Genomic DNA, 20,471 nt, shown 5'->3' on the forward strand with positions numbered 1-20,471 from the left:
GCCTCCCTGCCCCCGCCTCCCACGTCCCGCCGCCCGACCAGGGTCTCTGACTGTTGCGGGTTTCGCTTAGGGATCCTTGTGGATGCTGCATAGCAGAGGGTGTGTGGATCTGTGGGTGATCCGCCAGGCGAACGAGGGCAGGGTTCCGGTGGTGTGGGTGGGGCGTGAACGGCGCTTCCGCACCGAGCCGTTGGACGCTCTGACCGGCTGTCCGGATACGGCCGGGCGGCGTGAGGCTCTGTATGTGAGGGTTTCGGGCACCAGTGGGCAGGAGTCTTCGCCGGCCGCGCAGGAAGCCGAACTGCGGGCGTCGGCTTCGGGGGCGACGGTCGCGGTCTTCAAGGACCGTGCTTCGGGGCTGCGGGAGTCACGGCCGGGGCTTGACCGGCTGGTGAAACGGGCCGCGAAGGGGGAGTTCACCCATGTGCGGATCACTCACGTTGACCGGTTGGCCCGCTTCGGTGCGGGCTGGTTGATCCAGGTTCTGGCCCATCACCGCGTTACGGTCGAGGTGTTGCATTCCAAGGGAGCGGCCGGGGCGATGGAGGAGTTGCTGGACGATTTCATGTCGCTGGTGGCCACCTTCGCCGGTCGCATGTACGGGATGCGCTCGCGTGAGGCGCGGCGGCGGCTTCTGGCCGAAGCCGGGGGCCGCATGGACCAGCCTGCCCTCGGAGCCGGAGCCGCAGCCGCAGCCGCAGCCGCAGCCGGAGCCGGAGCCGGAGTTGCGGGTGAAGATCGTGGCTAGGCTGGTGGCGACGGCGACGTGTAGTGCCTTCCGTGGTGTGCTCGAGAGCAGCGGTGAGCGGGTCGGGTCGTCCGAAGAGGACCACCCGCCGCCTGCGCCGCCAGCGCCACGCGGAGAGCGCCCCGCCCCGGCCACGCGGGCCCAGGACCACCCCGGACAAGGGGCGCCCCACCCCCAGCAGGCCCACCGACCCCCGGCACCGAGCTGCCCGACGCACCGCCGCAGGCCCGGGCCAGAAAACTTCCCGCCGTATGCCCGACGCGCGTACGGTCCCCGCCACCACCCCCACCACGGGGGCAGTCCAGCGTCCGGCGGGGCATGACACCACGACACCAGCAGCATTCAGGCCGGCGTCAGGTCATGGAGTACCCGCACCCCACCGAACCGAAGAAGACCTTCTTCAATCCGGCCGGGTGCGGCTCTCACGCAGAACCTGTCGACGACGCACCCGCGCCGCCGAGCGGACCGGCTTCCACCACCTGCACGCCACCGAAGTCCACCCCCTCACCCCGAGGTTCGGACCCCACGACGGCAGCAGACGACCACGCCGCGCCCGAAAAGCCTGAAACCCACAGGCACACACAGAGTTCTAGAGACGCTCAGAGCAGGGAGCGGATCGCGCTCTCGAAGTGCTCCACGTGCTCGGCGGCCAGGGCCGCGGCGCGGTCCCCGTCGCCCGCCAGGACCGCGCGGACGAGCGGACCGTGCTCGCCCACATGGCCGGCCAGTCCGGGCAGACGGTCGAGGAACAGGCACCAGATGCGCGTGGCCAGGTTGTCGTAGCGCACGAGCGTGTCCTGGAGGAAGGGGTTGCCCGTGGCGGTGTACAGCGCCCGGTGCAACCGGAGGTCCAGCGCGAGGAGTTCGCCGACCTCCCGTCCGGCGGCCGCGTCGAGCTCCTGAAGGAGCCTGCTCAGTACGGCCCGGTCGCCCGCGCCGGCCCGGCGCGCGGCGCAGTCGGCGGCCAGCGGCTCCAGCCGGAGGCGCACCTCGGTGAGATGGCCGAGGTCGGTGATCTGGACCTCGGAGGCGAACGTGCCGCGCCGCGGGTAGGAGACCACGAGCCGGTCCGCCTCCAGACGCTTCAGCGCCTCGCGCACCGGTGTGCGTCCGACCCCCAACTCCGCCGCCACCTGCTCGTCGTTGATGGGCGTCCCGGGCGCGATCTGGAGCGTCACCAGGCTGTCGCACAGGGCCCTGTAGGCCCGCTCGGCCAGGGTGAGCCCCTCCTCCGCCACCACGACCGACATGGCGCGCCCTCCTCGCCCACTCTGCTGCTCCTGGGCCGCCAGACTACCCGACGACTCCTTGACGACTGACCTGCAATACGCCTACAACTGATATATCAGACGTACGCGCCTAGTCTTCCAAGGGGCCCGCATGAGCTTCTCCCAGCCGCTGACCCTGTTCGACCCGGAGGTCGCCGCCGCGGTCGACGCGGAGCTGGAGCGCGAGCATTCGACGGGACTCTCCGCCGAACGGGCCGGTGCGCTGCGCGGCCGGGTGGCGAGGCTCGCCGCCGCGTTCCCCCTGCACCCCGAGCTGAACGGAGCCGCGGCATGACCGGCACGCCGCTTCCGGACCACCCGGACTTCCTCTGGCGCAACCCCGACCCCAAGCGGTCGTACGACGTGGTGATCGTCGGTGGCGGCGGGCACGGCCTGGCGACGGCCTACTACCTGGCCAAGAACCACGGGATCACCAATGTCGCGGTCCTGGAGAAGGGATGGCTGGCCGGCGGGAACATGGCCCGCAACACCACCATCATCCGCTCCAACTACCTGTGGGACGAGAGCTCCGGCATCTACGAGCACTCCCTGAAGCTGTGGGAGACGCTGGAGGAGGACCTCGACTACCCCATTCTGTTCAGCCAGCGCGGGGTGCTGAACCTCGCGCACACCCTCCAGGACATCCGGGACAGCAAGCGCCGGGTGTACGCCAACCGGCTCAACGGCATCGACGCCGAGTGGCTGGAGCCGGACGAGGTCGCCGAGGTCTGTCCCATCGTCAACATCGACCCGGACGTGCGGTATCCGGTGCTCGGCGCCACGTACCAGCCGCGCGCCGGCATCGCCAAGCACGACTACGTCGCCTGGGGCTTCGCCCGGCGGGCCGACGCGTACGGCATCGACCTCATCCAGAACTGCGAGGTCACGGGCATCGACGTGACGGACGGCCGGGTGACGGGCGTACGGACCACGCGCGGCGACATCGCCGCCGGCAAGGTGGCGCTCGCCGGCGCGGGACACACCTCCGTGCTCGCCGAGATGGTCGGCCTGCGACTGCCGTTGCAGAGCCACCCGCTACAGGCGCTCGTGTCCGAGCTGCTGGAGCCGGTGCACCCGACGGTCGTGATGTCCAACGCCGTCCATGTGTACGTCTCCCAGGCGCACAAGGGCGAGCTGGTCATGGGCGCCGGCATCGACAGCTACAACGGCTACGGCCAGCGCGGCGCGTTCCACATCATCGAACGCCAGATGGCCGCCGCCCTGGAGCTGTTCCCGGTGTTCGCCCGCGCCCACATGCTGCGCACCTGGGCCGGCATCGTCGACACCACCCCGGACGCCTCCCCCATCGTCGGGCTCACCCCGGTCGCGGACCTGTACCTCAACTGCGGCTGGGGGACGGGCGGGTTCAAGGCCACTCCCGGCGTCGGCTGGTGCTACGCCCACACCATCGCCACCGGTGAACCCCACCCGTACAACGCGCCCTTCGCCCTGTCCAGGTTCGTCACCGGCGCGCTGGTCGACGAGCACGGCGCGGCCGCCGTGGCCCACTGATCCCTCTCCCGGAGACTCCGATGCAACTCATCGCCTGCCCCTGGTGCGGCGCGCGCGAGGAAGCCGAGTTCCACTACGGCGGACAGGCGCACGTCCCCTACCCCGCGGCCCCCGCCGACCTCGACGACGAGCAGTGGGCCCAGTACGTCTTCTTCCGCGACAACCCCAAGGGCCCGTTCGCGGAGCGGTGGATCCACGCCGCGGGATGCCGCCGCTGGTTCAACGCCCTGCGCGACACCGCCACCCACCGGTTCCTCGCGGCCCCCCGGCCCGACGCCGACGGTCAGGAGGCCGGCTCATGAGCAACCCGTACCGTATCGACGGCTCCGGCACCGTGGACCGCGGCACGACCCTGTCGTTCACCTTCGACGGAACCGCGTACACCGGCCACCCGGGCGACACCCTCGCCTCGGCACTGCTGGCCAACGGCGTCCACCACGTGGCGACCGGCATCACCTACGGCCGGCCCCGCGGCATCATGACCGCCGGGGTCGAGGAGCCCAACGCGCTGGTGCAGATCGAGGCCCCCTTCCCCGAGCCGATGCTCACGGCCACCACCGTGGAGCTCTACGACGGGCTCGTCGCCCGGGGGCTGAGCGGACAGGGCCGGCTGAGCAGCCGGCCCGACCCGGCCCGGTACGACACCGTGCACGCCCACTGCGACGTCCTGGTCGTCGGCGCCGGTCCGGCCGGTCTGTCCGCCGCCCTGACCGCCGCCCGGTCCGGCGTGCGCGTCGTCGTGGTCGATGAACTCCCCCGCCCCGGCGGCTCGTTGCTCGGCGGCCGGGACGGCCTGGACGGCTGGGTCACCGAGGTCACGGACGAACTCGCGTCGCTGCCCGACGTCCGGCTGCTCCGGCGGACCACCGCCATCGGCTCCTACGACGACGGTCTCGTCCTCGCCCTGGAGAAGCGCACGGACCACCTCGGCGCGGCCGCGCCCGCCCATGTCTCCCGGCAGCGCGTCTGGCGCGTCCGGGCGCGGCAGGCCGTGTTCGCCACCGGCGCCTACGAGCGGCCGATCGCGTTCGACGACAACGACCGCCCCGGCATCATGCTCGCCGCGTCCGCCCGGACCTACCTCAACCGCTTCGGCGTGCTGCCGGGCCGTGAGATCGCCGTGTTCACCACGAACGACAGCGCCTACCGCGCGGCGGTCGAACTCGCCGACGCCGGCGCCCGCGTCCACACCCTGGTCGACGTACGGCGTGAGGTGCCGGCCCACTGGCGCGAGGCGTGTGCCGCGCGGGGCATCGAGGTGCGGGCCGGGCAGGTGGTGACCGGGACCAGCGGCACCGAGCGCATCGAGGGGGTCCGCCTCGGCCCCGAACACCTCGGCTGCGACCTGCTGCTGGTCTCGGGCGGCTGGAACCCGGCGGTGGCCCTGTTCAGCCAGTCCGGGGGACGGCTCCGCTACGACGGCGAGCTGGGCGCCTTCGTCCCGGCCGCCGCCCTGGACACGGTGCGTACGGCGGGTGCCGCGAGCGGGGTCCCCGGCCTGGCCGGAGCCCTGGCGGACGGCGTGGAGGCGGCCCGGCAGGCGCTGTCGGCGCTCGGCCGGAGCGCCCCGCGGGTGGCGCTGCCGGCCGTCGCCGAGGCGCCCGCGGACGCACCGGGCGCGGTGCTCTGGCGGGTACCGAGCGCCGAGGAGGACTCCCTGCAATTCGTCGACCTCCAGCGCGACGGGACCGTCGCGGACGTCCTGCGGGCCACCGGGGCGGGCCTGACCTCGGTGGAGCACGTCAAGCGGTATACCACCATCGGGACCGCCCACGACCAGGGCCGTACCTCGGGCGTCCTCACCTCCGGCATCGTCGCCGAGGCCCTGGGCGTGGACATCGCCGAGCTGGGCACCCCGCGGCTCCGGCCTCCCACGCTGCCGGTGGCGTTCGCCGCGTTCGCCGGACGCAACCGCGGCGAGCTGTTCGACCCGGTCCGGGTGACGGCCCTGCACGGGTGGCACGTCGAGCACGGGGCGCTCTTCGAGAACGTCGGCCAGTGGAAGCGGCCGTGGTACTACCCCGTCGGCGGGGAGACCCTCGAGGAGGCCGTGCTGCGGGAGTGCCGGGCGACCCGTGCGGGCGTCGGCATGATGGACGGCTCCACCCTCGGCAAGATCAGCGTCCAGGGCCCGGACTCCGGCGAACTGCTGGACCGGCTCTACACCAACGTGATGAGCTCGCTGAAGGTCGGCCGGGTCCGCTACGGCGTGATGTGCGGGGTCGACGGCATGGCGCTCGACGACGGAACCGTCCTGCGCCTGGCCGAGCAGGAGTTCCTGGTCACGACGACCACCGGCAACGCCGCCAGGGTGCTGGACTGGATGGAGGAGTGGCTTCAGACGGAGTGGCCCGGCCTGCGGGTCCACCTCACCTCCGTCACCGAGCACTGGGCGACGATCCCGCTGGTCGGGCCGCGCTCTCGCGACGTCCTGGCCCTGGTGGCGCCGGCCCTCGACGTCGGCAACGACGCGTTCGGGTTCATGACCTGGCAGGACACCGTCGTGGCGGGCGTGCCCGCCCGGGTGGCGCGGATCAGCTTCTCCGGTGAACTCGCCTACGAGATCAACGTCCCGGCCTGGTACGCGCGCACGGTGTGGGAGGCCCTGTACACGGCGGGCGGGCCCTTCGGGATCACGCCGTACGGCACGGAGACCATGCACGTGCTGCGCGCGGAGAAGGCGTACCCGATCATCGGGCAGGACACCGACGGCACGATCACCCCGCAGGACCTCGGCATGTCCTGGGTGGTGTCCGGGAAGAAGGACGACTTCGTCGGGAAGCGCTCCTTCGACCGGGCCGAGAACCGGCGCGCCGACCGCAAGCAACTGGTTGGGCTGCTGCCCGTCGACGAACGCACGCTGCTGCCGGAGGGCGCCCAGATCATCGGTACCGAGACGGTGCCCGCGCCGCCGGTGCCGATGCTCGGGCACGTCACCTCCAGCTACCGCAGCGACGCCCTGGGCCGCACCTTCGCCCTCGCGCTGCTGCGCGGCGGCACCCAGCGGGTCGGCGAGACCCTCTACGTCCCGCTGGACGGCCGCACCGTCGCGGTGACCGTGACCGAGCCCGTGCTCTACGACAAGGAGGGAACCCGCCGTGACGGTTGACGCCCCCGCCCGTTTCAGCCCGCTCGCCGACTGGCAGGAGGCGTTCGGCCGGCTCCCCGACGGCTTCCAGGTCCGGGAGCTGCCGTACCTCACCCAGCTCACCCTGCGGGCGACGGTGGACAGTCCCGCGGCGAAGGCGGTCGAGTCGGTGCTCGGCGTCCGGCTGCCACCGGCCTCGCGCGCCGAGATGTCGGGTGAGGTGAAGGCCCTGTGGATGGGCCCCGACGAATGGCTGCTGGTCGCTCCGGCGGACACCGGTGAGGAGCTGGCCGGACGGCTGAGGTCGGCGATCGGCGAGGAGTTCGCCACCGTCACCGACGTCTCCGCGCAGCGCACGGTGCTGTCCCTGAGGGGCGCCCTCACCCGCGAGATCCTGGCGCAGGGCTGCGCCCTCGACCTGGACCGCCGGGTGGCGCCCGTCGGCGCCTGCTACACCACCCTGCTCGCCCAGACCGGCATCACGCTGGTCGTCCGGGCGGAGGCCGCCGCCGCCGTGTGGCTGCTGGTCCGGTCCTCGTTCGCCCCGTACGCCGCGGCGTGGCTGGTCGACGCGGCCACGGAGTACGGCGGAGGGACGGGATGACCCCCGGCGTCCCGGACACGTACAAGGAGAAGACAGCCATGAGCACCCCGTTCGTCCTGACCCTGAGCTGCCCCGAGCGCCCCGGCATCGTGAACGCCGTGACGAGCTTCCTCGTCCGGCACAGCTGCGACATCACCGAGCACCAGCAGTTCGACGACCCCGAACACGGCCGGGTCTTCCTGCGCACCGGCTTCACCAGCACCGACCGGGCGGTCACCCTCGACGGGCTGAGGGACGCGTTCGGGGCGATCGCGGACACCTACGGGATGCGGTGGGAGCTGCGGGACGCCACGGCGAGGTCCCGTGTCCTGGTGATGGTGTCGAAGTTCGACCACTGCCTGGCGGATCTGCTCTACCGCTCCAGGAGCGGCACGCTCGACGCCGACATCGCCCTCGTCGTCTCCAACCACCCCGATCTGTTGCCCATGGCGGATGCGGCCGGCATCCCCTTCGAGCACATCCCAGTCACCGCCGCGACCAAGCAGCAGGCGGAGGCCCGGCTGCTGGAGCTCGTTCAGGCGCACGCCGTCGACCTGGTGGTGCTGGCCCGCTACATGCAGATCCTCTCGGACGACCTGTGCAAGGCCCTCGAAGGCCGGGCGATCAACATCCACCACTCGTTCCTGCCGAGCTTCGTGGGCGCCAAGCCCTACCACCAGGCGTACCGGCGCGGGGTGAAGCACGTCGGCGCCACGGCCCACTACGTCACGGCGGACCTGGACGAGGGGCCCATCATCGAGCAGGAGGTGATCCGCGTCGACCACCGGCTCTCCGCGGACCAGCTCGTGCTGGTCGGCCGGGACGCCGAGCGGCTCGCGCTGGCCCGGGCGGTCAACTGGCACTGCCAGAACCGCATCCTGCTGCACGGCAACCGCACGGTCATCTTCAGCTGACACGGAAGGCGTCCATCATGGCCACCGCGACCGTTCTCTCCGGCTCCGCAGCCGCCGCGGACATCAAGCGTGAACTCACCGGCCGCGTCGCCGCCCTGCGGGAGCGCGGTATCGTCCCCGGACTGGGCACGATCCTCGTCGGCGACGACCCCGCCAGCCACTCCTACGTGGGCGGCAAGCACCGGGACTGTGCCGAGGTCGGCATCGCCTCGCTGCGGGTCGACCTGCCGGCCTCCGCCACGCAGGCCGACGTCGAGGCCGCCGTCCTGCGGCTGAACGCGGATCCTGCGTGCACGGGTTTCATCGTGCAGCTGCCCCTGCCCGGCACCCTCGACATGCACGCCGTGCTGGAGCTCGTCGACCCCGACAAGGACGCCGACGGTCTCCACCCGACGAACCTCGGCCGCCTCGTCCTGGGCGTCCCCGCGCCCCTGCCGTGCACGCCCCGGGGCATCCTGGACCTGCTGCGGCGGCACCATGTCCCCATCACCGGCGCCCAGTTCTGCGTGATCGGCTGTGGCGTGACCGTGGGCCGGCCGCTCGGGCTGATGCTCACCCGGCGCACGGAACACGCCACCGTGACCCTCTGTCACGAGGCGACCCGCGACGTGGCCGCGCACGCCCGGGAGGCGGACGTCGTCGTGGCCGCGGCCGGGGTCGCGCACCTCGTCCGGCCCGACTGGATCAAACCCGGCGCGACGGTCCTGTCCGTCGGTCTCACCCGCACCGTGGAGGGCATCCTCGGCGACGTCCACCCCGACGTCGACCGAGTGGCCGGCACCCTGACCAAGCCGGTCGGCGGCGTGGGCCCGATGACCCGCGCCATGCTGCTCACGAACATCGTCGAGGCGGCGGAACGGGGGGTGGGGGCGGGCGCGTGAGGCCATCGTCGGGCGGCGCGCGTCGGGTGTCGGGCAGCCGCCTGGGGCGCGCGTCGGGCCTCGGGCAGCCGCGTCGGGCGGCGCGCGTCGGGCGGCGCGCGTCGGGCGGCGCGCGTCGGGCGGCCGCGTCGGGCGGCGCGCGTCGGGCCTCGGGCCTCGGGTAGCCGCGTCGGGCGGCGCGCGGCGCGCGTCGGGCGTCAGGCAGCCGCCTGGGGCGGCGCGCGTCGGGCGTCAGGCAGCCGCCTGGGGCGGCGCGCGTCGGGCCTCGGGCCTCGGGCAGCCGCCTCGGGCGGTGGGCGGCGCGCGTCGGGGCGCCGTCGCCGGCGATCCGTCCGGGCAGGGGGTGGCCGGTCACCTCCTGGGGGGAATCAGCCGACCCTCCGCCGCGGTTTGAGCGCGACCGTGGGCAGCTCCGGCGCCGGCAGTGGTGCCCCCTCATACCCCTCGACCTCGCCGAACCGGGGCCCGCCCAGTTCCGCCATCCAGTCCGCGCGGGCCCGGGCGACCTCGTCGTGGGTGCGGCAGACGAAGTTCCACCACATGATGATCTCCTCCTCGAACGGCGGGCCGCCCAGGAGGATCACACGGGCCGGGGTGGTGTCGGAGTCGTTGGTCAGGGTGAGGTGGTCGGGGCCGGGGTCGGCGCAGCCCAGTTCGGCGGGCTTGAGCGGGGTGCCGGCGAAGCGGACCGTGCCGGTGTCGACGAGGAGGCCGTGTTCGAAGGCGGGGTCGACGGGGAGGGTGAGGTCCGCTCCCGGGTCGAGGAGCAGCTCCGCCCCCAGGAGGGGCGTAAAGGTGCGCACCGGTGAGGTGGCCCCGGCGAGGGTGCCGAGGAAGACCCGCAGGGTGGCGCCGGGGAGGCGGACCGGCTGCGGTGCGTGGTGCTGGAAGTCGCGGGGGGCGTCGCGGTGGGCGTCCGGGAGGGCCACCCAGAGCTGGACGCCGTGCAGGACCGTGGTGCGCGGGGTGGAGACCTCGGTGTGCGCGATGCCGTGGCCGCCGGTCATGAGGTTGAGTTCGCCGGGGCGGACGAAGGCGTGGCTGCCGAGGCTGTCGCGGTGTTCGATCTCACCGCTGAACAGCCAGCTGACGGTCTGGAGCCCGGTGTGCGGATGGGGGGCGACGTCCATGCCGCCGGTCGCGGCGACGTCGTCGGGGCCGTAGTGGTCGGCGAAGCACCAGGCGCCGATCAGGCTGCGCCGGAATTGCGGGAGCGTACGGCGGACGGTCATGGCCCGGGGTCCGCCCAGCGGTACGTCACGCGGCGTGAGAACCTCCACCGTGCTCGGCTCGCTCATCACTGGGCCCCCTTCATGGATGGTTAGATATTCAACTATGACCGGTCGGATCTTCATAGACAAGCAGAGCCCCAAGGCCTATCACGCTCTGGTGCAGACCTCCGAGGCCGTACGGGCGACCGCCGCCGACGCGGGCCTGGACCGGACCGTCGTGGAGCTCGTCAATCTGCGGGTCTCGCAGCTCAACGGCTGTGCGTTCTGCCTGGACGTGCACACCAAGGCCGCCGTGCGGGCCGGCGTGGAGACCAGGCGGCTCGGTGTGCTCGCCGCCTGGCGGGACACCGCGCTGTTCTCCCCGCTGGAGCGCGCGGCCCTGGCGCTCGCCGAGGCGACCACCCACCCCACCGACGCCGCTGCCCAGGAGGCGGCGTACGCCGAGGCCCGGGAGGTGCTCACCGACGACCAGATCTCCGCGGTCGTCTGGGTCGCCGTCACCATCAACGCCTTCAACCGGGTGTCCATCCTCAGCAAGCACCCCGTGCGCTGACCCCGTCCGGTCAACGCAGCCCCGCGAGCGCCGGTTCCACGGCGCGGTGGAACGTCGGGTACGTGTAGATCATGTGCCGCAACCGCTCCACCGGGACCTCCGCGTGCACGGCGACGTTCAGGCCGTACAGCAGCTCGCCGCCCGCGGGGCCGGCCGAGGTCGCGCCGACCAGGACGCCCCGGTCGGTGTCCTCGACGAGTTTGAGGAAGCCCTCGCCGCCCGGTCCGTGGATCCAGCCGCGGGTCGAGGCGGAGAGCGGGACCGACGACGTACGCACCCGCAGTCCCCGCTCGCGGGCCTGGCGCTCGGTGAGGCCCACGGCCGCGATCTCGGGATCGGTGAAGGTGACCCGGGGCAGGGCGCGGTAGTCGGCCTCGGGGCCCGGCTCGCCGAGGATGTCGCGGACCGCGATCTGCGCCTGGTACATGGCGACATGGGTGAAGGACCCGCGCCCGGTGAGGTCGCCGACCGCCCACAGGCCGTCCGCCGCCCGCATCCGTCCGTCCGTCGGGACCGCCGCGGCCGCGGGGTCGAGCCCGACCGTCTCCACGCCGATGCCCCCGAGATCGGCATACCGGCCCGCCGCCACCAGCAGACGCTCGGCGCGCAGCTCCTCGTCCGCGACCCGCACGACGAACCCGGTCTGTCCGTAGGTGACCTGACGGGCCCTCACCCCGGTCAGGACCGTCACGCCATCCGCCCGCAGCGCCGTCGCCGCCAGCTCCCCCGCCTCCGGCTCCTCGTGCGCCAGCAGCCGCTCGCGCCCCTCCAGCACCGTGACCCGGCAGCCGAACCGGGCGAAGACCTGGGCCACTTCGACGCCCACCGCGCCGCCGCCCAGCACGATCATCGACGCGGGCAGCTCCGCGGCGGCCACCGCGTCGCGGTTGGTCCAGTACGGGGTCCCGGAAAGCCCCGGCACGGACGGGATCCGGGGACGTCCGCCGGTGGCGAGCACCACCCCCCGGCGGGCCCCGAAGGTGCGGTCCCCGACGGTCACCCGGCGCTCCCCTGCGAGGCGTCCGGTGCCCCGGACCAGCCGGCCGCCCTTGCCCTCCAGCCGTTCGGCCGCGACCTGGTCGTTCCAGTCGTCGGTGGCCTCGCGCCGGATGCGGTCGGAGACCCTCGGCCAGTCGGGCGTCACGCTCGCCGGGCCCGCCAGCGCGGGCGCCCGGCACGCCTCGGCGACCAGGTTCGCGGCCCGGATCATCATCTTGCTGGGCACACAGCCCCAGTACGGGCACTCCCCGCCCACCAGCTCCGCCTCGACGCCCACGACGTCGAGCCCCGCCTCGGCCAGGGTGCCCGCGACATGCTCGCCGCCCGGCCCCAGACCCACGACGACCACGTCCACCCGCTCGTCCATGCCCCTGCCCTTCCCGTGCCCGCGCCCTCGCGCGTACGGCCGCACGTCCGACCGCCCGGCCCGCCGCACCCCGACGCTAGGGCCCGCCGGGGCACCGCTCGTGTCCCTGGGTGCACGGGCGCCGACCTCTGCGCGCACGCCGCGCCCCCGGAGCCGCCCGAGGACACCGGGTGATTGCCGGCCGCCCGGCCCGGTAAGAATCGCCGGGTCCGTCGACCGTCGCCCCCCGGAGGCCCGCCGATGCCCGAACCCGTCACGCCCCCCGGACCCGAGCCGGTCAACGCCGCGGCCTGGCAGGCGTACGCGGTCCACCATCTGCGGCGCGGCACCGTCCTGGCGGAGGCGGAGCGGATCGACTGGGGCTTCCCGGGCGCCGGACCGGACGAGTCGTTCCTCGGGGAGCTGACGGGGCGGCGGGTGCTGGACCTCGGCTGCGGCACGGGCCGGCACGCCGCCCGGCTGGTGCGCGCGTACGGCGCGGAGGTGGACGCGGTGGACCTCGCGCCGGGCCAGATCGAACGGGCCCGCGCCCGGTACGGCTCCCTGCCCGGTCTGCGCCTGGTCCAGTCGGACGCCGTCGCCCATCTGCGGGACTGCGCGCCGTACGACGTGATCTACGCCGTCAACGCCGTGCCGTACGTCGATCCCCGCCGGCTGCTGCCCGCGCTGGCCACCGCTCTGAAGCCCGGCGGGACGCTGTGCTTCAGCGTGCTGCACACCAACTCGGCCGGGCGGGGGCCGGGTTCGGAGTTCGCCGCCCGGCCGGAGGTCCTGCGGTTCGCGGGCGGCGGCGAGGCGACGGTGCGGATGTGGGTGCTCGGCACCGACGTGTGGGAGGACCTGCTCACCGGTCACGGTCTGCGCGTCGAGCGGGTGGAGACGGTCGCCGCCCCCGACCCGGCCGTCAACCGCGCCTCCTACCGGGTGTTCCGGGCCCGCCGCCCGCTGCGGATCTCCGCCCGCCCCCGCACCGCGCACCCGCCCGTGGCGCACGCGGCCCTCGGCGTGGGGGCCATCCTGCACGGTCCCCGGGGACTGCTGCTCGGCCGTCACCGCCGGGGCACCTGGGAGCTGCCCGGCGGGACGGTGGAGCCCGGGGAGTCCCTGGAGGAGACGGTCGTGCGGGAGCTGCGCGAGGAGACCGGGCTGCGCGCGGACCCGGCGGACGTACGGCTCCTCGGCACCAGCCTGGACCGGGTCGGGGACGTGGTGCGGATGACGGTCGGCGCCGTGGTCGAGCGGTGGACGGGCGACGCGGCCGACCAGCCGGGCGAGAGCGTCGGCGACTGGCGCTGGTATCCGCTGGACCGGCTGCCGCCGTCCCTGTTCGAGTGCAGCGCCCAGTCCCTGACCGCCTGGCGCCCGGACCTGCCGATCGACCACGCCCCGGCCCGTTTCACGCCCTACGCGGCCCCCGTGGCCGCTCCCCCGCCCGTGGGCTGACCGGTCCCGGTCGTACGCCACCACCATCGCCCTAGCACGAACCGCACGACGGCACGCCCGAATGCCGTGGGAAGACACCCGGATTCGTGGTTCTGTCACCCGTTCTCGTGGTGCCGCCCGCTTGCCTTCTGGCGGTCGGTCCCCTGGCCCGTGAGAAGGTTGCGGCCCCATCCAGTCAGGGGATTTCATGACAAGACGTCATAACCGGTCCAGGTCACGCCGTACGGCGGCGACCCTGCTCACCGCACTCGGCACACTGGCCGGCGCGGTCCTCGCGGGGGCCGCGCCGGCCGGTGCCGCGAGCTGGACCCCCGTGGCGCCGGGCGTGACCTACCGTCAGTACGACGTGTCGGCCTCCGCCGGAGTCGCGCGTGTCCATGTGCTCGACGTGGACCTGGCCGACAGCCGGGTGCGGCTGGGCCTGCTGTACCCGGGGAAGGTCGCCTCCCGCGCGTCCGTCTCCGCGATGGCCGACACCCAGGGGGCCGTCGCCGGGGTCAACGGCGACTTCTTCAACGTCTCCGAGACCCAGCACCCCGGCGTGCCGGTGACGGGGGCGAGCGTGGGCCCGGCGATCGCGGACGGCAGGGAGCTGAAGGCGGCGGTGCCGAACGGCCAGCGGTTCGGGCCCGCGCTGCCGCGGGGCACCAGCACCCGGGCGGTCCTCGGGGTCGGTGCGGACGGCCGGGCCCGGCTGGACACGCTGACGCTCGACGGCACCGTGACCGCGGCGCCGGGGCAGCTCAGGCTGGCCGGGCTCAACCAGTACGCGCTGCCGGAGAACTCCGTCGGCGCGTTCACCCCGGACTGGGGCAGCGCCTCGCGCCGACGGGCCACCTGTGGCACCGACACCAGCCGGGGCGCGCCGTGCAGTACGCGCACCTACGAGGTGACGGTCCGCGACGACCGGGTGGTGGCGGTCTCCACGGCGCCCGGCAGCGGGGCGGTCGCGGCGGGCACCACGGTCCTCGTCGGCCGGGAGGCGGGTGCGCAGCAGCTGAAGGTGCTGAAGGTGGGCGACCGGGTGACGGTGCGCTACGGGCTCACGTCGGGCTCGCGGACGGCGTACCGCTTCGCCATCGGCGGGCAGCCGCTGCTGACGGGCGGACAGCCGCTGGCGGGGCTGGACACGCACACCTCGGCCGTGCGGACGGCGGTGGGCATCGGTGACGGCGGCCGGCGGGTGTTCCTGCTCGCCCTCGACGGCGGGAGCGCCTACCGCAGGGGCCTGACGATCGCCGAGGTCGCCGCCGCCCTGAGGGACCTCGGGGCCACCGAGGGCTTCGGACTGGACGGCGGCGGCTCCTCGACCCTGGTGTCCCGTCCGACGGGCTCGACCAGGGTCGGCGTCCGCAACCATCCGTCGGACGGGGTGGAGCGGTCGGTGGCCAACGGCATCGGGGTGTTCACCGGGTAGGGCCGGTCCCCCACCGGGTCCCGAGCGGCCTCACGGGCGAAGGCTGCCGACGAGGTCGGCCGTCGCCGTGAGGCCGCTGTGGATGGTGGGCGCCATGCTGGTGCCGGCCAGGAAGAAGCCGAGCAGCAGACAGGTCAGGGCGTGCGAGATCTTCAGTCCGCTGTTGCGCATGAAGACGACCGCAAGGATCAAGAGCAACAGCACCACGGAAATGGAAATGGCCATCGTCAACCTCCTCCATCACGTCCGCTTTCGCGGCGTTCGGCCGCAAGTGTGGCGTAACGGAGGGTTCGTCCGGGCGGCTGGCCTGTCGTCCGAACGGGTGGTGTCCGCGCCCCGGGCTACCGGTGTGCGTCGAGGAAGGCCTCCAGACCGGCCAGGTCGTCGGTGTTGAGGTAGTCGACGCCGGCCGCGAGGAGCTCGGTCCACAGGGCGTCGCGCTCGGGTCCGGCCAGGTCGGGCGTGGCCCAGAAGCGGACCTGCTGTCCGCGGGCGTGGGCGGTGTCCACGATCGCGCGCAGCCGGGTCCGCTCCGCCTCGGGGAAGGCGCCGGCGCCCGACCAGGTGAAGTTGAGGGTCCAGTTGTCGCTGATCAGGGAGGCGAAGGAGGCCTCGCTGGTGCCGAGGTCGATGAGCCTGCCGTCGTAGAAGGCGCGGCGGACGGTCTGGGCCGCCATGGGGATGCGGGCGGCCCGGTCGCCGGAGACGACCGCCGTGACGGGGCCGCGCCGCACCGTGCCGCGGGAGTACGTGGTGAACAGGTGCCGGTAGCGCTTGAGCAGTGCGTCGAGGGCGAGGTAGGTGGAGGATCCCTCGGTCTTGATGTCGATGAGCAGCTGCAGCGGCTGCCGGTGTCCCCGGTACACGGAACCGTGGTTGGCCTTGACGCGGGCGGCGAGCGGGGCGAGGTAGAGGCCTTCGAGGGTGCGCGTGGGGTCGAGTTCGTCCACCGAGTGGGCGATGAGGAGTTCGCCGTCGACGAGGAAGATGTCGGCCTCGACGCTGCCGAAGCGGTGGTCGAGCGCGTCGAAGAGGGGGCGGGGGTGCTCGTAGTCGTTGTGGGCGTGGGCGCGCCACAGCGGGCGGGGTCCGTGGTGCCGGCCGTCGGCGAACGCGCTGCCGGCGGGCGGCGCGAGGACCGCGGCGGTGGTCGCGGCGAGACCGGTGAGCACTCTGCGGCGGGCGACGTGAGGCATGGTGTTCCTCCCTGTGGGGCGGGTTGGGACCACAGGGAGTATGGAGCCGTGCGGCCCCCAAGGAACCTGTGCCTGCCAGGAGTTGGCCGGACCGCCGTGGTCCGTTCACTCCTTCCGCCCCGCCGCACGGAAAAGCCCGCCCCAGGTGGGGCGGGCTTCACCGCGGGGACGGCGAGGGAGTCAGGGGGCCTGGAGATCGACCAGTTCGGCCACGGCGGTCCGGTGGGCGCCTGCCGTGCCGTAGGCGATCGCGTCGGACTTGGCCCGCTTGAGGTACAGGTGGATCGGGTGTTCCCAGGTCATGCCGATCCCGGCGTGCAGTTGCAGCGCCTCCTCGGCGGTGTGTACGGCGACGCCCGCCGCGTAGGCCTGGGCGACCGCCACGGTGAGGTCGACGTCCTCACCGGTCGCGAGGGCGTCGGCGGCCCCGCGGGCGGCGGCCCGGAGGTTGACGACCTCCAGCCACAGCCCGGCGAGCCGGTGCTTGAGCGCCTGGAAGCCGCCGACGGGCCGGTTGAACTGCTTGCGCTCCTTGAGGTAGCGCACGGTCTCGGTCAACAGCCAGTCGGACAGGCCCAGTTGCTCGGAGGCAAGCAGTCCGGCACCGGCGCGCAGCGCGCGGCGCACAGCGGGTCCGGCATCGCCGACGCGGCGGCCGGGGGCACCGGTGAGGGTGACGGTGGCGAGGGGACGGGTCAGGTCGAAGGCGATCTGCGGGGTGACGGTCACCGTGCCGGTGTCGGTGGCGGAGACGGCGTACAGGCCGCCGTCCGCGGCCGGCACCAGCAGCACATCGGCGGCCGTCGCGTCCGCGACACCGGTCACCTCCCCGTGCAGGGCGCCCTCTTCGACGCGGACGGCGGTGAAGGCGGCGCCGGGGGCGAGGTGCAGCCCGACCGCCAGCGCGCCGATCGTCCGACCGGACGCCAGCCGGCCGAGCAGCTCCTCGTCTCCGCAGGCGAGCAGCGCCTCGGTGGCGACCACGGCACTGGTCAGATAGGGCACGGGGGCGACGGCGCGGCCCAGCTCCTCCAGGACGACGGCGACTTCGCGGTGGGTGGCGCCCTGGCCGCCCAGTTCCTCGGGGATCAGCAGGCCCGCGAGGCCCATCCCGTCGGCGAGCGCCTTCCAGGCCGCCAGGTCGTGCGGGGCGTCCGACTCCGTGCGGGCGATGACACCGGGGGCGTCGCAGTGGTCGGCCAGCAGGTCGCGTACCGCCGACCGCAGTGCCTCTTCCTCCTCGGAGTAGAGAAGATCCGGCTGTGCGCTCATCGGGCGAGGTCCTTCCACGCGACGTCCTTGTCGGTGCGCGGCTCGGCGGGCAGGCCCAGGACGCGCTCGGCGACGATGTTCAGCAGGACCTCGCTGGTCCCGCCCTCGATGCTGTTGCCCTTGGAGCGCAGGTAGCGGTATCCGGCGTCCCGTCCGGTGAAGTCCACCAGTTCCGGGCGGCGCATGGTCCAGTCGTCGTACAGCAGGCCTTCCTCGCCCCGGAGTTCGACCTCGAGGCCGCTGATCTCCTGGTTGAGGCGGGCGAAGGCGAGCTTCATGCCGGCGCCCTCGGGGCCGGGCTGTCCGGCGACGAGCTGCTGGCGCAGCCGCTCGGCGGTGAGGCGGGCGACCTCGGACTCCACCCACAGCGTGAGCAGCCGCTGGTGGAGGTCATGGGTGCGCAGCGCCGGGCGCTCGCGCCAGGTCCTGGCGACCGGGCCGATCATGCCGCCCTCACGGGGCAGGCGCATGCCGCCGATGGCGACGCGCTCGTTGTTGAGGGTGGTCTGCGCGACACGCCAGCCGTCGCCGATCCCGCCGAGGCGGCGGGAGTCGGGGATGCGGACGTCGGTAAGGAAGACCTCGTTGAACTCGGCCTCGCCGGTGATCTGCCGCAGCGGGCGGACGTCGACGCCGGGGTCGGTCATGTCGCAGATGAAGTAGGTGATGCCGGCGTGCTTGGGCACGTCCGGGTCGGTGCGGGCGATGAGGATGGCCCAGCGGGCGTTGTGCGCCCCGGAGGTCCACACCTTCTGCCCGTTGACCACCCAGTCCCCGTCGTCCTGCCGGACGGCCCGGGTGCCGAGCGCGGCGAGGTCGGAGCCGGCGCCCGGCTCGCTGAACAGCTGGCACCACACCTCCTCGCCGATCCACAGCGGCCGCAGATAGCGCTGCTTCTGCTCCTCCGTGCCGTACTTGAGGATGGTCGGGGCGGCCATGCCGAGGCCGATGCCGTTGCGGCGCGCGTCGTTGTCGGGGGCGCCGGCCGCCTCCAGGGCGGTGTCGACGACGCTCTGGAGCGAGCGCGGGACACCGAGACCGCCGAGGCCCTCCGGGTAGTGCACCCAGGCCAGCCCCGCGTCGAAGCGGGCCTTGAGGAAGTCGAGGCGGTCGGTGTCGGCGGGCGGGTGCGCGGCCAGCAACTCGGCGGTGCGGCGCGTGAGTTCGGCTGCGTCGGTCATGCCGCGGCTCCGTTCTCCAGGGCCGGGACGACGGTGACCCGGCCGGTGGTGACGCCGTCGCCGACCCGCTGCACGGCGGCGGCCGCCCCGGCCAGCGGCACGCGCTCGCTCACCAGCGGCTTGAGCGCGCCCCGGGCGGCGAGGTCGGTGAGCTGCTCGTGGCAGTGCTGGACCAGCTTCGGGTTCCTGGTGTTGTACAGGCCCCAGTGGAGACCGAGGATCGAGTAGTTCTTCACCAGGGCGTGGTTGAGGCCCGGGCTGGGGATCGTGCCGCTCGCGAAGCCGACGACCACGATCCGGCCCTCGAAGGCGACGACCTTGGTGGACTGGGTGTAGGCGTCGCCGCCGACCGGGTCGTAGATCACGTCGGCGCCACGACCGCCGGTGGCCTCCTTCACCGCGGCGACGACGTCCTCGGCGCGCCGGTCGACGACCACGTCACAGCCCAGCTCACGGGCGACGGCGGCCTTGTCGGCGCCGCCCACGACACCGATGACGGTCGCGCCGGCCGCCTTGCCGAGCTGCACGGCCGCGCTGCCGACCCCTCCTGCGGCAGCGTGGACGAGCAGGGTCTCGCCGGCTTCGAGCCCGGCCCGGCGGTGCAGTCCGAACCAGCCGGTCTGGTAGCCGATGTGCAGGGCGGCGGCCTCGGCGTCGTCGAGCGCGTCCGGCGCGGACAGCAGGGCGGCGGCGTCCGCGACGGCGTACTCGGCGAAACCGCCGTACGGCAGGGCGGGGTTGGCGATCACCCGGCGGCCGTCCTCGGTCTCGCCGCAGATCTCCACGCCCGGGGTGAACGGCAGCGGCGGGCGCACCTGGTACTGGCCCCGGCACATCAGCACATCGGGGAAGTTGATGTTGGCGGCACGCACCTTGAGCAGCACCTGGCCGTCACCGGGCGTGGGCCGCTCCACCTCGTGGAGCCGCATCACCTCGCTCGGCTCACCGTTCTCGTGCACTTGCCATGCCTGCATGCGGTGCCTCCACAGACTGCTTCGTCGGGGTCCATCGCATACTAAGCGGTCGCTTGCCGCCGAGGGAACCGTGTCCGCGGTAACACCGTGCTCCGAGACTCCACCGGGTCGCGGGCGGCGACGCCGTCACGTCTTCCCGCGGGGCCGCGCCCGTACGTGCATCCGCTCGCCCTGCGGACCGAACAGGCTGAGGAACTCCACCGGCCCCTCCCCCGTCGACCCGAACCAGTGCGGCACACGCGTGTCGAACTCGGCGGCCTCCCCCGCGGCCAGCACCACGTCGTGCTCCCCGATCACCATCCGCAGCCGTCCGGACAGCACGTACAGCCACTCGTAGCCCTCGTGGGTGCGCGGCTCCGGCTCCTCGACGCCCACCGGCACCAGCACCTTGAACGCCTGGAGGCCGCCGGGCTGCCGGGTCAGCGGCCAGAAGGTGCGCCCGTGCCGGACCAGTGGCCTCGCCCGCACCCGGGGGTCGGTCACCGGGGGCGCGCCGACCAGCTCGTCGAGCGGCACCCGGTGGGCCTGGGCGATCGGCAGCAGCAGCTCCAGGCTGGGCCTGCGCAGCCCCGACTCCAGCCGGGACAGGGTGCTGACCGAGATGCCGGTCGCCTCGGACAGCGCCGCCAGGGTCACCTCCCGCTCCTTACGGATCCGGCGCAGCCGGGGGCCCACTTCCGCGAGAACGTCTTCGGCACTCATACCGCTCATTGCAGGTTCGGCAAATGGCTTTGTCAATCCCGCACGGTCCGGGTCACCGTCCGGGCGTTCGGGGTGCTCGCCCGCGAGCCCGATGGGCGCGCTGAGCGCGCTGAGCGCGCACCAGGCGCTGATGGTCACCCC

20 protein-coding genes are annotated in these 20,471 nt (G+C 73.4%); 11 read left to right on the forward strand and 9 right to left on the reverse strand.

What is annotated here, in order from left to right; all coding sequences use genetic code 11:
• Positions 1-103: 103 nt before the first annotated feature.
• Entirely contained in the window at positions 104-748 is a 645-nt protein-coding gene (locus AQJ58_RS30435; RefSeq protein ID WP_067255947.1) for a recombinase family protein, read from the forward strand.
• Between the two features lie 599 nt (positions 749-1,347).
• On the opposite strand, the gene AQJ58_RS30440 is transcribed toward AQJ58_RS30435, so the two are convergent.
• The gene (locus AQJ58_RS30440; protein ID WP_067255949.1) at positions 1,348-1,998 is read right to left on the reverse strand and encodes a GntR family transcriptional regulator; all 651 of its coding nucleotides are present in this window, start codon (positions 1,996-1,998) and stop codon (positions 1,348-1,350) included.
• A gap of 130 nt (positions 1,999-2,128) precedes the next feature.
• Here AQJ58_RS30440 and AQJ58_RS30445 point away from each other — a divergent pair, with 130 nt between their 5' ends.
• The 7 genes from AQJ58_RS30445 to AQJ58_RS30475 are packed head-to-tail and all read left to right on the forward strand — an operon-like array spanning position 2,129 to position 8,994.
• Positions 2,129-2,311, forward strand: coding sequence for a hypothetical protein (locus tag AQJ58_RS30445; protein ID WP_067255951.1), 183 nt, complete (start codon positions 2,129-2,131; stop codon positions 2,309-2,311).
• Positions 2,308-3,528: a sarcosine oxidase subunit beta family protein gene (locus AQJ58_RS30450; protein ID WP_067255952.1), complete on the forward strand. Its 1,221-nt coding sequence runs from the start codon at positions 2,308-2,310 to the stop codon at positions 3,526-3,528. Before AQJ58_RS30445 ends, AQJ58_RS30450 begins: the two co-directional genes overlap by 4 nt.
• 20 nt (positions 3,529-3,548) lie before the next feature.
• On the forward strand, positions 3,549-3,830 hold the full coding sequence (locus tag AQJ58_RS30455; protein WP_067255954.1) for a sarcosine oxidase subunit delta: 282 nt from the start codon (positions 3,549-3,551) through the stop codon (positions 3,828-3,830).
• Entirely contained in the window at positions 3,827-6,637 is a 2,811-nt protein-coding gene (locus AQJ58_RS30460; protein ID WP_067255956.1) for a 2Fe-2S iron-sulfur cluster-binding protein, read from the forward strand. Before AQJ58_RS30455 ends, AQJ58_RS30460 begins: the two co-directional genes overlap by 4 nt.
• A complete protein-coding gene (locus AQJ58_RS30465; RefSeq protein ID WP_067255957.1) occupies positions 6,627-7,220 on the forward strand; it encodes a sarcosine oxidase subunit gamma in 594 nt (197 codons plus the stop codon). The genes AQJ58_RS30460 and AQJ58_RS30465 overlap by 11 nt, the downstream gene beginning before the upstream one ends.
• A 38-nt stretch (positions 7,221-7,258) precedes the next feature.
• A complete protein-coding gene (gene purU, locus AQJ58_RS30470; RefSeq protein ID WP_067256290.1) occupies positions 7,259-8,113 on the forward strand; it encodes a formyltetrahydrofolate deformylase in 855 nt (284 codons plus the stop codon).
• Between the two features lie 17 nt (positions 8,114-8,130).
• Complete coding sequence (locus AQJ58_RS30475; RefSeq protein WP_067255959.1) at positions 8,131-8,994, forward strand: bifunctional methylenetetrahydrofolate dehydrogenase/methenyltetrahydrofolate cyclohydrolase; 864 nt, start codon at positions 8,131-8,133, stop codon at positions 8,992-8,994.
• A gap of 368 nt (positions 8,995-9,362) precedes the next feature.
• Here the strand turns inward: AQJ58_RS30475 and AQJ58_RS30480 are convergent, their stop codons facing one another.
• Positions 9,363-10,292: a pirin family protein gene (locus AQJ58_RS30480; protein WP_067255961.1), complete on the reverse strand. Its 930-nt coding sequence runs from the start codon at positions 10,290-10,292 to the stop codon at positions 9,363-9,365.
• Positions 10,293-10,329: 37 nt separating this feature from the next.
• On the opposite strand from AQJ58_RS30480, the gene AQJ58_RS30485 reads away from it, so the two are divergent.
• On the forward strand, positions 10,330-10,779 hold the full coding sequence (locus tag AQJ58_RS30485) for a carboxymuconolactone decarboxylase family protein (RefSeq protein ID WP_079079337.1): 450 nt from the start codon (positions 10,330-10,332) through the stop codon (positions 10,777-10,779).
• 10 nt (positions 10,780-10,789) lie between these two features.
• Here the strand turns inward: AQJ58_RS30485 and AQJ58_RS30490 are convergent, their stop codons facing one another.
• Positions 10,790-12,145, reverse strand: a complete 1,356-nt coding sequence (locus tag AQJ58_RS30490) for a dihydrolipoyl dehydrogenase family protein (RefSeq protein WP_067255964.1) — start codon at positions 12,143-12,145, stop codon at positions 10,790-10,792.
• Between the two features lie 240 nt (positions 12,146-12,385).
• Between AQJ58_RS30490 and AQJ58_RS30495 the strand changes: the two genes are divergently transcribed.
• Positions 12,386-13,588 (forward strand): bifunctional class I SAM-dependent methyltransferase/NUDIX hydrolase, encoded by a 1,203-nt coding sequence (locus AQJ58_RS30495; protein ID WP_067255966.1) that lies wholly within the window; start codon positions 12,386-12,388, stop codon positions 13,586-13,588.
• A 187-nt stretch (positions 13,589-13,775) separates the two neighbouring features.
• The gene (locus AQJ58_RS30500) at positions 13,776-15,005 is read left to right on the forward strand and encodes a phosphodiester glycosidase family protein (protein WP_079079338.1); all 1,230 of its coding nucleotides are present in this window, start codon (positions 13,776-13,778) and stop codon (positions 15,003-15,005) included.
• Positions 15,006-15,035: 30 nt separating this feature from the next.
• On the opposite strand, the gene AQJ58_RS30505 is transcribed toward AQJ58_RS30500, so the two are convergent.
• The 6 genes from AQJ58_RS30505 to AQJ58_RS30530 all read right to left on the reverse strand — a co-directional run bounded on the left by AQJ58_RS30505 (position 15,036) and on the right by AQJ58_RS30530 (position 20,330).
• Positions 15,036-15,230 carry a hypothetical protein gene (locus AQJ58_RS30505; protein ID WP_055632977.1) on the reverse strand — a complete coding sequence of 65 codons (195 nt, stop codon included), beginning with the start codon at positions 15,228-15,230 and terminating at the stop codon, positions 15,036-15,038.
• A 116-nt stretch (positions 15,231-15,346) separates the two neighbouring features.
• Positions 15,347-16,201, reverse strand: a complete 855-nt coding sequence (locus AQJ58_RS30510) for a phosphatidylinositol-specific phospholipase C/glycerophosphodiester phosphodiesterase family protein (RefSeq protein ID WP_067255968.1) — start codon at positions 16,199-16,201, stop codon at positions 15,347-15,349.
• Positions 16,202-16,381: 180 nt separating this feature from the next.
• Positions 16,382-17,473: an acyl-CoA dehydrogenase family protein gene (locus AQJ58_RS30515; protein WP_067255970.1), complete on the reverse strand. Its 1,092-nt coding sequence runs from the start codon at positions 17,471-17,473 to the stop codon at positions 16,382-16,384.
• Positions 17,470-18,654 (reverse strand): acyl-CoA dehydrogenase family protein, encoded by a 1,185-nt coding sequence (locus AQJ58_RS30520; RefSeq protein WP_067255972.1) that lies wholly within the window; start codon positions 18,652-18,654, stop codon positions 17,470-17,472. The genes AQJ58_RS30515 and AQJ58_RS30520 overlap by 4 nt, the downstream gene beginning before the upstream one ends.
• Positions 18,651-19,628: an NADPH:quinone oxidoreductase family protein gene (locus AQJ58_RS30525; RefSeq protein WP_067255973.1), complete on the reverse strand. Its 978-nt coding sequence runs from the start codon at positions 19,626-19,628 to the stop codon at positions 18,651-18,653. The genes AQJ58_RS30520 and AQJ58_RS30525 overlap by 4 nt, the downstream gene beginning before the upstream one ends.
• 126 nt (positions 19,629-19,754) lie before the next feature.
• Complete coding sequence (locus AQJ58_RS30530; RefSeq protein WP_067255975.1) at positions 19,755-20,330, reverse strand: helix-turn-helix domain-containing protein; 576 nt, start codon at positions 20,328-20,330, stop codon at positions 19,755-19,757.
• Positions 20,331-20,471: the final 141 nt, after the last annotated feature.

Source organism: Streptomyces sp. DSM 15324 (genome assembly GCF_001514285.1).
GTDB lineage: Bacteria > Actinomycetota > Actinomycetes > Streptomycetales > Streptomycetaceae > Streptomyces.

Coding starts and splice junctions, on each gene's coding strand:
- AQJ58_RS30440 (WP_067255949.1), bottom strand. CDS start 1,998: ATGTCGGTCGTGGTGGCGGAGGAGGGGCTCACCCTGGCCGAGCGGGCC.
- AQJ58_RS30445 (WP_067255951.1), top strand. CDS start 2,129: ATGAGCTTCTCCCAGCCGCTGACCCTGTTCGACCCGGAGGTCGCCGCC.
- AQJ58_RS30450 (WP_067255952.1), top strand. CDS start 2,308: ATGACCGGCACGCCGCTTCCGGACCACCCGGACTTCCTCTGGCGCAAC.
- AQJ58_RS30455 (WP_067255954.1), top strand. CDS start 3,549: ATGCAACTCATCGCCTGCCCCTGGTGCGGCGCGCGCGAGGAAGCCGAG.
- AQJ58_RS30460 (WP_067255956.1), top strand. CDS start 3,827: ATGAGCAACCCGTACCGTATCGACGGCTCCGGCACCGTGGACCGCGGC.
- purU (WP_067256290.1), top strand. CDS start 7,259: ATGAGCACCCCGTTCGTCCTGACCCTGAGCTGCCCCGAGCGCCCCGGC.
- AQJ58_RS30475 (WP_067255959.1), top strand. CDS start 8,131: ATGGCCACCGCGACCGTTCTCTCCGGCTCCGCAGCCGCCGCGGACATC.
- AQJ58_RS30480 (WP_067255961.1), bottom strand. CDS start 10,292: ATGAGCGAGCCGAGCACGGTGGAGGTTCTCACGCCGCGTGACGTACCG.
- AQJ58_RS30485 (WP_079079337.1), top strand. CDS start 10,330: ATGACCGGTCGGATCTTCATAGACAAGCAGAGCCCCAAGGCCTATCAC.
- AQJ58_RS30490 (WP_067255964.1), bottom strand. CDS start 12,145: ATGGACGAGCGGGTGGACGTGGTCGTCGTGGGTCTGGGGCCGGGCGGC.
- AQJ58_RS30495 (WP_067255966.1), top strand. CDS start 12,386: ATGCCCGAACCCGTCACGCCCCCCGGACCCGAGCCGGTCAACGCCGCG.
- AQJ58_RS30500 (WP_079079338.1), top strand. CDS start 13,776: ATGACAAGACGTCATAACCGGTCCAGGTCACGCCGTACGGCGGCGACC.
- AQJ58_RS30505 (WP_055632977.1), bottom strand. CDS start 15,230: ATGGCCATTTCCATTTCCGTGGTGCTGTTGCTCTTGATCCTTGCGGTC.
- AQJ58_RS30510 (WP_067255968.1), bottom strand. CDS start 16,201: ATGCCTCACGTCGCCCGCCGCAGAGTGCTCACCGGTCTCGCCGCGACC.
- AQJ58_RS30515 (WP_067255970.1), bottom strand. CDS start 17,473: ATGAGCGCACAGCCGGATCTTCTCTACTCCGAGGAGGAAGAGGCACTG.
- AQJ58_RS30520 (WP_067255972.1), bottom strand. CDS start 18,654: ATGACCGACGCAGCCGAACTCACGCGCCGCACCGCCGAGTTGCTGGCC.
- AQJ58_RS30525 (WP_067255973.1), bottom strand. CDS start 19,628: ATGCAGGCATGGCAAGTGCACGAGAACGGTGAGCCGAGCGAGGTGATG.
- AQJ58_RS30530 (WP_067255975.1), bottom strand. CDS start 20,330: ATGAGTGCCGAAGACGTTCTCGCGGAAGTGGGCCCCCGGCTGCGCCGG.